This is a genomic window from Kitasatospora sp. MBT66 (genome assembly GCF_000710405.2).
Taxonomy (GTDB): Bacteria; Actinomycetota; Actinomycetes; order Streptomycetales; family Streptomycetaceae; genus Kitasatospora; species Kitasatospora purpeofusca.
Genome location: NZ_JAIY01000006.1, coordinates 1343429 through 1357673, shown reverse-complemented (window position 1 = coordinate 1357673; position 14245 = coordinate 1343429). Strand labels below are relative to the sequence as shown.

At 72.9% G+C, this 14245-nt stretch carries 11 protein-coding genes; 5 read left to right on the top strand and 6 right to left on the bottom strand.

Annotated elements, in window-relative coordinates; translation table 11 throughout:
* Positions 1-20: 20 nt before the first annotated feature.
* The 3 genes from BI06_RS18485 to BI06_RS18475 form a co-directional block, all read right to left on the bottom strand.
* A complete protein-coding gene (locus tag BI06_RS18485) occupies positions 21-1916 on the bottom strand; it encodes a SpoIIE family protein phosphatase (RefSeq protein ID WP_082558533.1) in 1896 nt (631 codons plus the stop codon).
* 110 nt (positions 1917-2026) lie between these two features.
* Positions 2027-2755 (bottom strand): class I SAM-dependent methyltransferase, encoded by a 729-nt coding sequence (locus BI06_RS18480; protein ID WP_051741404.1) that lies wholly within the window; start codon positions 2753-2755, stop codon positions 2027-2029.
* A gap of 648 nt (positions 2756-3403) precedes the next feature.
* Positions 3404-6370, bottom strand: coding sequence for an AfsR/SARP family transcriptional regulator (locus BI06_RS18475; protein WP_051741234.1), 2967 nt, complete (start codon positions 6368-6370; stop codon positions 3404-3406).
* Between the two features lie 217 nt (positions 6371-6587).
* Here BI06_RS18475 and BI06_RS50890 point away from each other — a divergent pair, with 217 nt between their 5' ends.
* A complete protein-coding gene (locus BI06_RS50890) occupies positions 6588-6845 on the top strand; it encodes a hypothetical protein (protein ID WP_030397089.1) in 258 nt (85 codons plus the stop codon).
* A 503-nt stretch (positions 6846-7348) separates the two neighbouring features.
* Here BI06_RS50890 and BI06_RS18465 read toward each other — a convergent pair.
* A complete protein-coding gene (locus BI06_RS18465) occupies positions 7349-7636 on the bottom strand; it encodes a hypothetical protein (protein ID WP_037781924.1) in 288 nt (95 codons plus the stop codon).
* Between the two features lie 220 nt (positions 7637-7856).
* Here BI06_RS18465 and BI06_RS18460 point away from each other — a divergent pair, with 220 nt between their 5' ends.
* Positions 7857-8618, top strand: a complete 762-nt coding sequence (locus tag BI06_RS18460; RefSeq protein ID WP_030397090.1) for a GntR family transcriptional regulator — start codon at positions 7857-7859, stop codon at positions 8616-8618.
* 146 nt (positions 8619-8764) lie between these two features.
* Here BI06_RS18460 and BI06_RS18455 read toward each other — a convergent pair whose 3' ends face one another.
* Positions 8765-10432 carry a fumarate hydratase gene (locus BI06_RS18455; RefSeq protein WP_030397091.1) on the bottom strand — a complete coding sequence of 556 codons (1668 nt, stop codon included), beginning with the start codon at positions 10430-10432 and terminating at the stop codon, positions 8765-8767.
* A gap of 222 nt (positions 10433-10654) precedes the next feature.
* Between BI06_RS18455 and BI06_RS18450 the strand changes: the two genes are divergently transcribed.
* Both BI06_RS18450 and BI06_RS18445 read left to right on the top strand, forming a co-directional pair.
* Complete coding sequence (locus BI06_RS18450) at positions 10655-11380, top strand: DUF1707 domain-containing protein (RefSeq protein ID WP_030397092.1); 726 nt, start codon at positions 10655-10657, stop codon at positions 11378-11380.
* Between the two features lie 425 nt (positions 11381-11805).
* A complete protein-coding gene (locus BI06_RS18445) occupies positions 11806-12159 on the top strand; it encodes a WhiB family transcriptional regulator (protein WP_030397093.1) in 354 nt (117 codons plus the stop codon).
* 194 nt (positions 12160-12353) lie between these two features.
* Here BI06_RS18445 and glpX read toward each other — a convergent pair whose 3' ends face one another.
* Entirely contained in the window at positions 12354-13394 is a 1041-nt protein-coding gene (gene glpX, locus BI06_RS18440) for a class II fructose-bisphosphatase (protein WP_030397094.1), read from the bottom strand.
* 225 nt (positions 13395-13619) lie between these two features.
* On the opposite strand from glpX, the gene BI06_RS18435 reads away from it, so the two are divergent.
* Entirely contained in the window at positions 13620-14156 is a 537-nt protein-coding gene (locus BI06_RS18435) for a DUF4245 domain-containing protein (protein WP_233290183.1), read from the top strand.
* The last annotated feature ends 89 nt before the right edge of the window (positions 14157-14245 follow it).

Sequence of the window (14245 nt, the reverse complement as noted above, 5' to 3'; positions counted from 1 at the left end):
CCTCCGCTCGGCCGCGAGTCCTACGGCAGCCGCTGCTCGAACCAGACCACCTTGCCCGTGCCCAGCCGGGTCGCGCCCCAGCGTTCGGCGCACCGGGCCACGATCTGCAGGCCCCGTCCTCGCTCGTCCTCCGGCCCGGTCCGGCGCGGCCGGGGCAGCAGCGGGCTGTCGTCCCCGACCTCGCAGCGCAGCCGGGTGGTGCGGACCAGGCTCAGCGTCACCGGGCGGGTAGCGTGCTGGACGGCGTTGGTGACCAGCTCGCTGACCATCAGCTCGGTCGCCTCGGTCAGTTCCTCCAGCCCCCAGCGGCGCAGGGTGTGCGCGGCCAGCCGGCGCGCCCGCCCCGGCGTCTCGTTGCGCGGCTGGAGGTACCAGTGCGCGACGTCCCCGGCCGGGATGCCGTCGAAGCAGGCGGCCAGCAGGGCGATGTCGTCGCCCCGGTCGCCCGGCGGCAGGATCCGCAGCGCCTCCTGGCAGAGGTGCTCGGGCGCGTGCCGCAGGGTGCCCGAGAGCCGGGCGCGGAGCAGCTCGAGACCGTCGCTGAGCGGGCGGCTGCGGGTCTCCACCAGACCGTCGGTGAACAGCAGCAGGGCCGATCCCGGCGGCGCGGGCAGTTCGACGGAGGAGAAGTCCACGCCGCCGACGCCGATCGGCGCCCCCGCCTCCAGGTCGAGCAGCTCGGCCGTGCCGTCCGGCTGGACGAGCACCGGCGGCACGTGCCCGGCGTTGGCGAGCACCACCCGGTTGGCGATCGGGTCGTAGACGGCGTAGACGCAGGTCGCCAGGTGCTGTTCGCGGCCGAGCCGCTGGGCCTGCTCGTCCAGGTGGTAGAGCACCTCGTGCGGCGGCAGGTCGAGGGCGGCCAGGGTCTGCGCGCTGGTGCGCAGCTGGCCCATGATGGCGGCCGAGGTGAGCGAGTGGCCCATCACGTCGCCGACGATCAGTGCCACCCGGTTGCCGGGCAGCGGCACCGCGTCGTACCAGTCGCCGCCGACCTGGGCGCCGCGCTCGCCGGGCAGGTAGCGCTGGGCGAGCCGGACGCCGTGCGGCTGGGGCAGCCGCAGCGGCAGCATGCTGCGCTGGAGCTCGTTGGCTATCTCCCACTCGCGGGCGTACCGCAGCGCGGTGTCCACGGCCAGCCCGGCCTGGGTGGCGAGGTGGGTGGCGGTCGCGGTGTCGGCGGCGTCGAAGCCGGGCCGGCCGCTCTTCTCCTCCGGGCGCCGGATCAGCACCAGCAGTCCGAGCACGGCCTTGCGGCCGCGCAGCGGCAGGGCGAGCACCGAGGTGCCGGGGCTGAGCCTGGCCAGGCCCCGGGCGCCGTACAGCTCGCGCAGCAGCTCGGTGGTGCGGGCGCTGCCGCTGTCCTCGGCGGAGCCGAGCACGACCGGTTCGGCGGGCCGCCGGCTGAGCAGGGTGTGCGCGAGCGCGCCGCCGCGGGTGACCGGGGTGGCCGGGCCGGTGTCGGCGGTGGAGCGCGCGCCGTACCGGCTGCCGTAGCGGTCCCCGTAACGGTCGCGCCCGTCGTCGCCGGCCGGGCGGCCGCGGCGGCCCAGCCGGGTGCCCTGGCTGTGGTGGATCCGCAGCTGCTCGGGGAAGCCGGGCTCGCGTTCGACGTTGGGCAGCGGGTCGCGCAGGTGGACGACGGCGGCGTCGGCGAGGGCGGGGACCAGCACCCGGCCGACGTTGCGCAGGGTGGCGGCCAGGTCGAGCGCGCTGTTGATCCGCCGGGTCGCGGAGTCGAGGTAGGCGAGGCGTTCGGCGACCCGGTCCGGCGGCCGGTCCTGCCGGTCCTGCTGCTCCGGCTGCTCCGGCTGCGGGGACCCGGCCGGGGCCGGTGGTGGCGGGGGTGACGGCGGTCGGCGCGGGATCGGCAGGGCAGGCGGCTGTCCGGCCTCGGGTTTGAGCTGGTCGCGCACGGGTGCCTGTCCTGGGATCGGTACGGTCTGGGGCCTGTTGCTGCTCTGGGGTGTGCGGTCCTGCTCCGGTCCGCCGGCGCCGCCGGGGTCCGGCGGGTGCCGACCGGCCGTCAGCCGACCCGCCGACAGCGGAGGAAGAGCTGCTCCTCCGGCGGCAGAGTGGTGCTGGCCGGCGCGTACGGACGCCCCTCCTGCTCCTCGATCACGAACCCGGCGTCCAGCAGGACCCGTTCGAGATCCTCCCGCAGGTACCCGCTGATCCGCAGCTCCCGCCCGAGGAAGGGCAGCGGAACGTGGTCCAGGTCCGCCTCGACCATACCCAGCGCCAGCAGTCCGCCGGGCCGCAGCAGGGCGCGCAGCCGGGCCAGCACGGTCGGGATCTCGTCCTGGGGGAGGAGGATCAGGGAGAAGAACGCGGTGACGGCGTCGAAGGTGCCCCGCCCGGCGGGCCCGAGCTCCGGCAGGTTCCAGGCCGAGTCGGCGCGTTCGGTCGCGAGGTCGTACATGTCGATGCGGTGCAGGGCCGGCGGGTGCGGGCCGGGGAGGTCGGCCTCCCGGGCCAGGGTCAGCATGACGTCCGACAGGTCGACGGCGGTGACCCGCGCCCCGGCCGCGACCAGCTGGCGGACGGTCGGCTCGCCGCTGCCGCAGCCGACGTCCAGCACCGCGGCGCCCGGCTCCAGCCGGGACAGCAGCCGGCGCCCGCAGGCCAGCTGGCCGTGTTTGGAGGGGAACGCCTCCGCGTAACCGGTGCCGATCGTGTCGAAGGCGACCGCCTGCAGGGCGCGCGCGGCCCGGCGGCGCAGGACGTCGGGACCGCCGCCCGCGTCCTCGTCGATGGGGAACGGATCCGATATCTGTCCGGTCGTCACGATTGAGAGGCACCTTTCGGCCGGGCCTCCGGTCGGCCGGTCGAGGCGCGAGGCAGGACCGCCGTGTCCTCCCGGCGCCCGCGCTGCCCCGCCGGCCCGCTGCCGGTGGCGGTACGTCACGCTCCCCGCGTCACACTGACTGCATTGCCACGCTGACTGCACTCTGACACTTTGCACAGACTCTTTGCACAGGGACACTCTGCACTGCGGGAGCGCCGCCGCGCTGCCTTTTGCCGGATGCTCCACCGGAGAAGTGCACTTGTGTGTGTACTGGAATCCGAGAATATGCGTGATCACTCCGCCATGGGGTCCGTTTTCGGCCAACTCGTGGCGGTTGGCCGACGGTACCCCCCCTCCCCGGAAGCACGGGGCGCGGGCGGAGGTGGTGCGTCCGGGGCGCGCACGCCGTACGGTGAGCGGATTCGACCCCGCTGACCTGCGGCGATGTCGGTCCGAGGGCTGACAATCCGACGTTTATCGAACGTCAATCGGCGCGGTGCACAGTGGAGTCCAGCGCCGGGGAAGCGTTGAAGGTGCTCCCGCAGCCGGGGGGCTGCGGGAGCACCGAACGCTCACGGGGAGGACCCCAGGGGGGAAGTACGGGGGAACGGGGTCCTACGGCGCGGGGGGAGGGAAGGGCTCGGTGTGCTGCTGGGAGATGAGGTCCGCCACGGGGGAGGCCTCGGGCACACCGAGCCGCGTGAAGACGGCGTGCGCCTCGCGCAGGCACGCCAGTCCGCGTGCCGGCTGGGCGAGGCCGAGCAACGCCTCGCCCAGCGCGGCGTTCGCCAGGCCCTGGCAGTAGGCGGAGTCCATCTCCAGCCCGATCGCGAGCGACTCCTCGGCCGTCTCCGCCGCCTCGGCCTGCTGGCCGGCGGCGAGCAGCGAGGAGGAGAGCCGGGCGAGGGTGTAGCCCTCCCAGAGCGGGTTCTGCTGGGCCTGGTACAGCTTGTGCGCTTCCCGCAGATGGTCGACCGCCTCGCCGGACGCGAGGACGACGCCGAGCTGGTAGAGCGTGTCGGCCAGGCACGGTCCGTTCTTGGAGGCCCGCGCGGCCGCCACCGCCTCGCTGGCGGAACTGACGGCGACCTCGGTCATCCCCAGCCGTTGCTGGACGCGGGCGATGTTGCTGATGAGCCTGGCCTCGCCGATCGGCGCACCGACCACCCGGCTGATCGCGAGTGCCTGTTCGAAGAACGGCAGCGCCTCGGCGGGGCGGTTGCCGATGCTGAGGATGATGCCGAGGGTGTTGGTGGCGGCGGATCGAAGGACCGTCATGTCGCCGCTGGTCTGGAACTCCAGGCTCCGTCGCAGGGACCGCTCGGCGCCCTGGAAGTCATTGGTGACGGACTGCAGGGTGCCGATCGCGAAGTGCACCCGCGCGAGTCCGGCGGTGTCGTCGGTCAGCTGGGCGTTGCGGTCCGCCACTTCCAGGATCGAGCGGACCCGGGGGCCCTGGGTGGGGTCGGCGCCGAGGCTGTACAGCAGGATCAGCAGGTCCACCGCCGGCCGTCGCAGCTCGCTCGGCCCGCAGACCGCGGTCTCCACCGAGCTGAGCAGGACGGCGTTCTCGGACCGGAGCCACTCCCGGGCGGCGTCGCTCGTCGGCAGCGGCAGTCCGGGGCCGTCCGGCGGACTCAGCGGCTCGGGCAGCTGGTCGTCGGGTTCGATCGCCCGGGCGGCGTTGTACATGGTGGGCAGCAGCAGGTTCAGCAGTCGCCGCACCGCCGCGTTCTGCTGCTCCGTGTCGCCGACCCGTTCGTTCTGGCGCTGGGCGTAGAGCCGCAGCAGGTCGTGGTACCGGTAGCGCCCCGGGGTGAAGCACTCCAGCATGTTGGCCTCGACGAGCGCCTCGGCGACGTCCTCGGCCGTCCGCTCGTCGGTGCCCAGCAGCGCGGCGGCCGCAGCCAGCGGGAAGTCGGGCGAGTCGATCAGCGCGAGCAGGCGAAAGGCCCGGGCCTCGGTGGGGGACAGCTGTCCGTACCCGAGCCCGATGGTGGTCTCCACGGCGAGGTTGCCGAGTTGGAGCTCGTCCAGGCGCCGCCGTTGATCGGCTAACCGACGGGCCAGGTCGGAGACGCTCCACCGGGGGCGGCTGGCGAGCCGGGCGGCGGCGATGCGGACCGCGAGCGGCAGGAAGCCGCAGGCGGTCACCACGGCCATGGCGGCTTCGGGCTCGGCGGCGACGCGCTGCTCGCCGACGATCGTGGAGAAGAGCGCCAGCGCCTCTTCCGGGGTCAGCTCCTCGACGTCCACCAGGTGCGCGCCGGGGATGCCGGCCAGCCGGGAGCGGCTGGTGGCGAGCACCGCGCAGCTGGAGACGCCGGGGATCAGCGGGCGGATCTGCTCGGCGTCCTGGGCGTTGTCGAGCAGGATCAGCATCCGTCGACTGGCGAGCAGTGACCGGTAGAGGGCGGCGCGCTGCTCCAGCGAGTCGGGGTTCTCGGTGACGCCGAGCGCGTGCAGGAAGTCGCCGAGCACCATGGCGGGATCGGCCGGTGAGGCGCCCGCGCCGCGGAGGTCGACGTAGAGCTGCCCGTCCGGGAACTCCGTGCGGACCCGGTGGGCGACGTGCACGGCGAGGGTCGTCTTGCCGACGCCGCCGATACCGGCCAGTGAAGTGACCACCACGGCCTGGCCGGTGGCGCTCATCAGGACGGCCGAGAGGTCGGCCACCATCTCCGCCCGGCCGCTGAAGTCGGAGACATCGGCAGGAAGTTGGGCCGGGGCCGGCTGGGGCGCCGGGTTCTCCTCCCGGGCGGCGGGCGTTGGCGCGGGAGCCACCGGGAGCACCAGTGCCGGGTCCGCGGCGAGGATCCGGGAGTGCATCGCGGAGAGGCCGGTGCCCGGTTCGACACCCAGCTCGTCGATCAGCAGCTTCCGGGTGTCGGTGTAGACGCCGAGCGCCTCCGCCTGCCGGCCGCAGCGGTACAGCGCGAGCATCAGGAGTTCGCGCAGCCGCTCGCGCAGTGGGTGTTCGGCGGTGAGCGCGTTCAGTTCGCCGACCACCTCGGCGTGCAGGCCGATGTCCAGCGCGACCGCGCAGCGTTCCTCGGCCACCGACACCTGGCGCTCGGCGAGCCGCTGCCGCTGGGAGTCCGCGTACGGGCCGGGGACGCCGGTGAGCGGCCGGCCGGCGAACAGCGCCAGCGAGCGGACCAGCAGGTGGTGGGCGTTGTCCAGGTCCCCGGCGCCGCGTGCGGTCGCGGCCTCGACGGCGAGGTTCTCGAAGACGATGACGTCGAGGGCCTCGGCCGGGATGTGCAGGGCGTAGCCGTCGGCGACCGAGACCAGGAACTCGGCGGGACGGCGCACCTCGCGGCGGGGTTCGATGACCGTGCGCAGCCGGGAGACATAGGTGCGCAGAGCCGCGACGGCCTGGGTGGGCGGCCGGTCGCCCCAGAGTCCGTCGACGAGGTCCTGGGTGGTGACCGGGCGGCCGGCGTGCAGCAGGAGCATGGTCAGGACGGCCTGCTGCTGCGGGGAACCGAGGGCGAGCTGCCTGCCGTCGAGCCAGGCCTGGACCGGACCGAGTACCTGGAAGCGCAGCGCCGGAGCAGGCGGCGTCTCCCGAAACTCCATGTAGTCCCCCGATGGCCTGGTGTCGATTTCCCGGTAGGGCGCTCGGCGGTTCCGCCGTTGTGGTGGCTTCAGCTTAGGCGGGGGGCCGACTCTGCCGGACGGCACGGTCAGCCGCACGATGTTTATCGGACATTTAATCAACCCTACGATACTGACTCCGTGCCCGCGCCGAGCCGGTGGGGCACACGACATTTGATGACCGAAAGGCGGCCCGCCCATGGCCAACAACGAGAGCGCGACCCCCGTGTCGACCGAGCCGGCCGTCGAGGCCGTCGCCGGCCAGGCCGTCGAGGGCGCGATCGCGGCGACCCCGAACCCGGCCGAGTACACCGAGCCCACCGCCGACCACAAGGCCGACCTGCTGGACGACGAGTTCGGTGACGAGGGCCAGTACATCGTGGAGGCCGAGAAGGCCGACGGTGCCGAGCCCGGCCAGAAGCGCGAGCCGCAGGGCATCATCGCCGCGCACCCGTAAGCGCGTCGATCAGCAGTTCCGGGGGGAACATCCGTGAAGCACTTCCGTCGCCTCGCGATCGTCGCCGTCTCGACGATCGTGGTGACCACCGGCTACCTCGTGACCGCCACCGGCGCCTCTGCCGGAATCATTGCCGGTCACCCGTAGCTCCACACGCCACCCGAGCGCCCCGCATCCCGCCACCGGCGGTGCGGGGCGTTCGTGCGTCGGGCCGCCGGCGGCCCTTCGCTTCACGGGATGGGATTCCCGGTGCCAATTCGGCACTGATATCGGCGGAAACCGCCCATGTGTATACGAGTTGATCTCACCCTTGTCGCGTTCACGAGTTGTACGGCCGCGGTCACCGGAGTCTTTGCCGAGAATGTCAGCAATTGCCTCCGGCACATGTCCCCACAGCCCTCCCCACAGCCCTCCCCACGGCCCGCCCGCCCCGGCCGCGAGCGGCCCGCACGCGTGCCCGGTGGCCGGAACTCGCCGTCGGGCTTGCCCCGCCGGGTGAGGGGTCAGGCCGCGTGGGCGGGGGCGGTCGGGGCCGGGTCGGCGCGGCCGGCGGGTCTGGTGGGGTCGGCCGGGTCGGCGTCGGCGGCGCCGCTGCTCCCGCCGTCGGCCGGGCCGGCCGGGGTGACGTGTTCGGGGCGGGCGGTCCACTCGCAACCGCCCTCGGGCGGGCGGAGGTAGTGCTCCCCGCCGATGGTGTCCATGTAGATGCCGGTGCGTCCGGTCCTGGTGTCGAGGACGGATTCCCCCACGCGCGGCCGGTAGGCCGCGGCGGCGCGCTTTCGGATGCTCACCGCGCTGCTCCTTGCTGCTCCGGTGCGGGCGCGGCGACGGTGGTGGCCGGCCCTGGTCGCTGTCGTGGCTTGGCTTTTTGGTTCGGCTCTGCTCGGCGACTACCCAGCATCTCTAGAGAAGCTAATATCTCTAGAGATGTCAACGGTCCAGCCGGTCCTATCGGCTTACCGGCGGCCGCGGGCGCGCCTACGATTTCCGAGAGGGACGAGGGAGAAGGCGATGGTCGGCAGCAGCAGCGGCGAGAAGCAGCCCAAGTACCAACGGATCGCCGACACCCTGAAGGCGGCCATCGACGCCGGCGAGTACCGGGCGGGCGACCGGTTGCCCGGCGAGAACGACCTCATGGACGTCTACGGCGTCGCCAGGATGACCGCCCGTCAGGCCCTCGGCGTGCTGCAGAGCGAGGGCATCGCCGAGGCCCGCCGCGGGGCCGGCGTCTTCGTCCGGGACTTCCGGCCGCTGCGCCGGCGCGGGATCCAACGGCTCGCCCAGGGCCAGTGGGGCTCGGGCCGGTCGATATGGTCGGCCGACATCGACAACCGCACCCTGGTCGTCGACCAGGTGTCGGTCACCGAGCAGGGCGCGCCCGAGCACGTGGCCCGGGTGCTCGGCGTCGACCCGGGCGAGCCGATGTGCGTGCGGCACCGCCGCTTCGTCCTGGACGGCAAGCCGGTGCTGCTCTCGACCTCCTACCTTCCCGCCGGACTCGTGGCCGGTACCGCCATCACCCGTGAGGACACCGGGCCGGGCGGCACCTACGCGCGGCTGGCCGAGATCGGCGCCAAGCCGGTGCACTTCCGCGAGGAGGTCCGCTCCCGGATGCCGGCCGCCGAGGAGACCGTCCGGCTGGAGCTCTCCGCCGGCACCCCGGTGATCCTCATCTGCCGGACCGCCTTCGCCGACGAGGGCCAGGTCGTCGAGCTGAACGAGATGATCCTGGACGCGGCCTCCTACGTCCTGGAGTACGACTTCGACGCCTGACGCCTGACACCTGACGCCTGCATACCCGGCCCCGGACCCGGCCCCGGCCCCGGACCCGGACGCGCCACCGCCCCGGACGCGGTCGGCGGCCGGGGCGGCGGGTCCAGCGGGAGCGACGGGGAGCGGCGGGCCCTCCCCGCTGCGCGCTACTCCTTGGAGCGGACCCGCAGGCTGGTGATCAGCGGGCCCTCGGTGGTCTCGCGGAAGAAGTCGTTGCCCTTGTCGTCGACCACGATGAACGCCGGGAAGTCCTCGACCTCGATCCGCCAGACGGCCTCCATGCCCAGCTCGGCGTACTCCAGGACCTCGACCTTCTTGATGCAGTCCTGGGCGAGCCGCGCCGCCGGACCGCCGATGGAGCCGAGGTAGAAGCCGCCGTGCGCGGCGCAGGCGTCGGTGACCTGCTTGGAGCGGTTGCCCTTGGCGAGCATGACCATGGAGCCGCCGGCGGCCTGGAACTGGTCGACGTAGGAGTCCATCCGGCCGGCCGTGGTGGGGCCGAAGGAGCCGGAGGCGAAGCCCTCGGGGGTCTTGGCCGGGCCGGCGTAGTAGACCGGGTGGTCCTGGAGGTACTTGGGCATGCCCTCGCCGGCGTCCAGGCGCTCCTTGATCTTGGCGTGCGCGATGTCGCGCGCGACGACCAGGGTGCCGGTGAGCGAGAGCCGGGTCTTCACCGGGTACTTGGAGAGCTCGGCGCGGATCGCGGACATCGGCTGGTCGAGGTCGATCCGCACCACGTCGTCGTCGAGGTGCTCGTCGGTGGTGTCCGGCAGGTACTTCGCCGGGTCGGTCTCCAGCTGCTCCAGGAAGACGCCCTCGGCGGTGATCTTGCCCAGCGCCTGGCGGTCGGCGGAGCAGGAGACGGCCATCGCGACGGGCAGCGAGGCGCCGTGGCGGGGCAGCCGGACCACGCGCACGTCGTGGCAGAAGTACTTGCCGCCGAACTGGGCGCCGATGCCGATCTTCTGGGTCAGCTCGGTGACCTTGGCCTCCAGCTCCAGGTCCCGGAAGCCGTGGCCGGTCTTCGCGTCGCCGGAGGTCGGCAGCTGGTCCAGGTAGTGCGCGGAGGCGTACTTGGCGGTCTTCAGCGCGAACTCGGCGCTGGTGCCGCCGATCACGATGGCCAGGTGGTACGGCGGGCAGGCGGCGGTGCCCAGCGAGCGGATCTTCTGCTCCAGGAACGAGAGCATGCTGGCCTCGTTCAGGATCGCCTTGGTCTCCTGGTACAGGTACGACTTGTTGGCCGAGCCGCCGCCCTTGGCCATGAACAGGAACTTGTAGGCGTCGCCGTCGGTGGCGTACAGCTCGATCTGGGCCGGCAGGTTGTTGCCGGTGTTCTTCTCGTCCCACATGGTCACCGGGGCCATCTGGGAGTACCGCAGGTTGAGCTTGGTGTACGCGTCGAACACCCCGCGCGCGATCGCGGACTCGTCGCCGCCGGCCGTCAGCACGTTCTGGCCGCGCTTGCCCATCACGATCGCGGTGCCGGTGTCCTGGCACATCGGCAGGATGCCGCCGGCCGAGATGTTGACGTTCTTCAGCAGGTCCAGCGCCACGAAGCGGTCGTTGGGGCTGGCCTCGGGGTCGTCCAGGATGCGGCGCAGCTGGGCGAGGTGGGCCGGGCGCAGGTAGTGCGAGATGTCGTGCATCGCCTCGGCGGTGAGCAGCCGCAGGGCCTCGGGCTCGACCTGGAGGAAGGTCCGGCCGCCGGCCTCGAAGGTGGAGACACCCTCGGAGGTGAGCTTGCGGTAGGGGGTCGGGTCAGCGCCCAGGGGGAGAAGGTCGCTGTACTCGAAGTCCGGCGTGGGAGCCATGGGGGCGGTCCTTAGATGTCCAGTGTTGCCAGTGTTCCGGCTGCGTCGGCGAAGCACCCTGGAGGGCGAAAGCACCCTCAAGGGTAGGCCGCGCGCGAATCGCGCATGCGGGAAGGTCAGCCTGCGTGACCGGGGTCACCCACCGGTGGGGAAGGGTCTTGCCCGGTTGACTAGGCTGGGCCCGTGGAGAACTCGCCGTCGAAGGACCCGCAGGACCAGCGGATGGACGATCAGGGCCGGGGGGCCGTACCGATGACCAAGCCTGCGGCGACGCCGCCCGCGCGACCCGAGCACGCCCCGGTGGCGGAGGCCGAGATCCGGGCCTCGGACGCCGACCGCGAACGGGTGGCGGAGCTGCTGCGCGACGCCTACGCCGAGGGGCGGTTGGACGTCGAGGAGCACGCCGAGCGGATCGAGGCGGCGTACGCGGCCAAGACCCTGGGCGACCTCGTGCCGCTGACCCGGGACCTCCCGGTGCACAGCGGGATCTCCTTCGAGAAGCCGCCGTTGGGCGATCCGGCGGCGGCCCCGCGTCCGGACGGCCCGGTGCGGCTGCCGGCCCGCAACGAGGCGCCGACCATGCTGGCGGTCTTCGGCGGCTCGTCCCGCAAGGGCCGGTGGCGGGTGGGCTCCACCCTGCGGGCGGTGGCGATCTTCGGCGGGGTCGAGATCGATCTGACGGACGCCGTGTTCGAGTCGCCCGAGGTGGTGATCGACGTGGTGGCGATCTTCGGCGGGGTGGAGATCAAGGTGCCGGAGAACGTCAGCCTGCACGGCGGCGGCGTCGGCATCTTCGGTGGCTTCGACGTCAAGGAGCAGACCGCGGCGGACCCGTACGCGCCGGTGGTGCGGGTCAAGGGCACCGCGGTGTTCGGTGGTTGCGAGGCCAAGCCGCGCCGGGGCAAGAAGCTCAAGGAGTGGGTGCGCAAGCAGCTCGGCGCCGACTGAGCCCGCGGGCCCGGTGGTCGGACGGAACGGTCCGGCGGGCGCCGCGAGGCATTCGGAACGACGGACTCCGCCGCTCGGCGGCCGGTCCGGTGCCCGGCCGGGGACAACTCCCGGCCGGGCACTCGTCGTTGTGTCGGGTGCACGCTGTAGTCGGTTGCGTGCAGTGTGCATGAATCCCGGCGCCGTGGGGTAGTTCCTCTGGCACATCGCTTCTTGTACGGCTGCGTACCGGAGGCGGCCTGAGGCCGGCCCGGGTGTGAACGGGGACCCCGCAGCCGGGCAGGGGAGCGAGCTTCCCCGTGTCCGAGAGCCTCGTCAGGAGTACGGCCGTGCTGCATCCGATCGAGTCCCGCACCACCTCGTCCGCCGTCCCGTCGCCGGCCGCCCCGTCGCCGGTCGCACGGCCGTCCGCCGCCGCCTCGCCGGTGGCCGCGGCGCAGTTGCTGGAGCGGCCCCCGGCACAGCCGGCGGGCGAGGACAGTCCGTGGCACACCGCGGCGGCCTGCCGGCGGGACGAGGTGGGCCTGTTCTTCGCGCCGTCCAAGGAGCCGACCGCGGCCCGGCTGTCGCGCGAGGAGCAGGCGAAGCAGGTGTGTGCCCGCTGCCCGGTGCTGCTGGCCTGCCGGGAGCACGCGCTGGCGCAGCCGGAGCCGTACGGGGTCTGGGGCGGGCTGACGGCGGCCGAGCGCCGGGTGGTGCTGGCGCGGCGCCGCCGGCGGGACGTCGAGCTGTGCGAGCCGGTCCGGGTGCCGGGGGCGAGGGGCCGGATCGCGGGGTGACTCCCGGTGCCGGGTCACGGGGGCGTCGGCACCCGCCCGGCGGGCCCCGCACACGTACACACGCACGTACGCACACGCACACGTAGACGCACACGCCCGCGGCCTCGGCGAAGGGGGATTTCGCCGAGGCCGCGGGTTCGTCGTGGCGCTGCCGTGGCCCGGGCCGCCGGTGGGCGGCCCGGTCACGGGGTCGTTCAGTTGGCGCGGTCGAAGTCGATCGCGCTGTAGGCCCGCAGCTTGGACAGCCGGTGGGTGGCGTGGACCTCGCGGATGGTGCCGCTCTTGGAGCGCATGACCAGCGAGCTGGTGGTGGCGGTCTCCTGGCGGTAGTGCACACCGCGCAGCAGCTCGCCGTCGGTGATCCCGGTGGCGACGAAGAACACGTTCTCGCCGCTGACCAGGTCATCGGTGCTGAGCACCCGGTCGAGGTCGTGCCCGGCGTCGATGGCCTTCTGCCGCTCGGCGTCGTCCTTGGGCCAGAGCCGGCCCTGGATCACACCGCCCATGCACTTCATCGCACAGGCGGCGATGATGCCCTCGGGGGTGCCGCCGATGCCCATGAGCAGGTCTACGCCGGTGCCCTCGCGGGCGGCCATGATGGCGCCGGCGACGTCGCCGTCGGAGATGTACTTGATCCGGGCGCCGGCCTCGCGGATGTCCCGGATCAGGCCCTCGTGGCGGGGGCGGTCCAGGACGACGACGGTGACGTCCTCGACGGCGATGCCCTTGGCCTTGGCGACCCGGCGGATGTTGACGGCCGGCGGGGCGGTGATGTCGACGAAGTCGGCGGCCTCCGGCCCGGTGACCAGCTTGTCCATGTAGAACACGGCGCTCGGGTCGAACATGGTGCCGCGGTCGGCGACGGCGAGGACGGCGACCGCGTTGTTCATGCCCTTGGCCGTGAGGGTGGTGCCGTCGACGGGGTCCACCGCGACATCGCACTCGGCGCCGGTGCCGTCGCCGACCCGTTCGCCGTTGTAGAGCATCGGAGCTTCGTCCTTCTCCCCCTCGCCGATGACGACGACGCCGTTCATCGAGACGGTGGAGACGAGGGTGCGCATGGCCCGGACGGCGGCGCCGTCGGCGCCGTTCTTGTCGCCACGGCCGACCCAGCGGCCGGCGGCGAGAGCCGCGGCCTCGGTGACCCGGACGAGTTCGAGCGCGAGGTTCCGGTCGGGAGCCTCGGGTGCGACCTCGAGGGAGCTGGGGAGATGGTGCGGGTACTGCGTGGTCATCGTCGTTACCTCTCTGTACGCGACGGCCAGTGAGCGCCCGACTACTGCCTGGTCGAACGCCGTGGTGAGGGTGTTGCGATCGTATCTGCCCGCGACATGACTGTCTGTGGCGCGGGTCCCTCCACGGCCCGAGGGGGGCGGCTTCTGCGCGACTCCCGCCCTCGGCGCCCCGACGCGGCCACCCCGGATGCGGGCGATCGCGTCGGCATGAGTCACCATGTGGGGGTGGCTGGAGAGAGCAAGGGCATGAGGGGCCGGCAGACCGTACGGGACATGGTCCTGTCGATGCTGGCCGTCGGCGTCGTGGTCTGGGTCGGGTACCTGTTCCTGCCCCACGACGCGGACGGCGACGGGGTGCGCCCGATCGACTACAGGGTGGCCGCGGCCACCGCCAAGCGCGCCGCACCGTACCCGCTGCTCGTCCCGGAGGGCCTGTCGCCGAAGTGGCGGGCCACCTCGGTGACGTACAACGCGGCGGCGACCAACAACGGCAAGGGCAACGCCTGGCACCTGGGCTTCGTCACCCCCTCGGGCCAGTACGCGGCCGTGGAGCAGAGCGACATCGCGCGTGCCGACGTGCTCAAGGCGACGGTGGCCGACGGCAAGCCGGACGGCACCGAGGACGTCGCCGGGCAGGCCTGGGAGCGGGTGCAGGGCCCGAAGGCGCGGGCGATCACGGCACAGACCGGCAGTGCCACCACGGTGCTGACCGGCACCGCCTCCTACGAGGAGCTGGCGGAGCTGGCGCGGGCGCTGAAGTAGTCCGGTTCCCGACCCCGGAGCGGAGATCTCCGCTCCGGCGGCGGCCGGCAGGGACGCGAAAGGGCCCCGCACGCGGTGGGCGGGTTCTA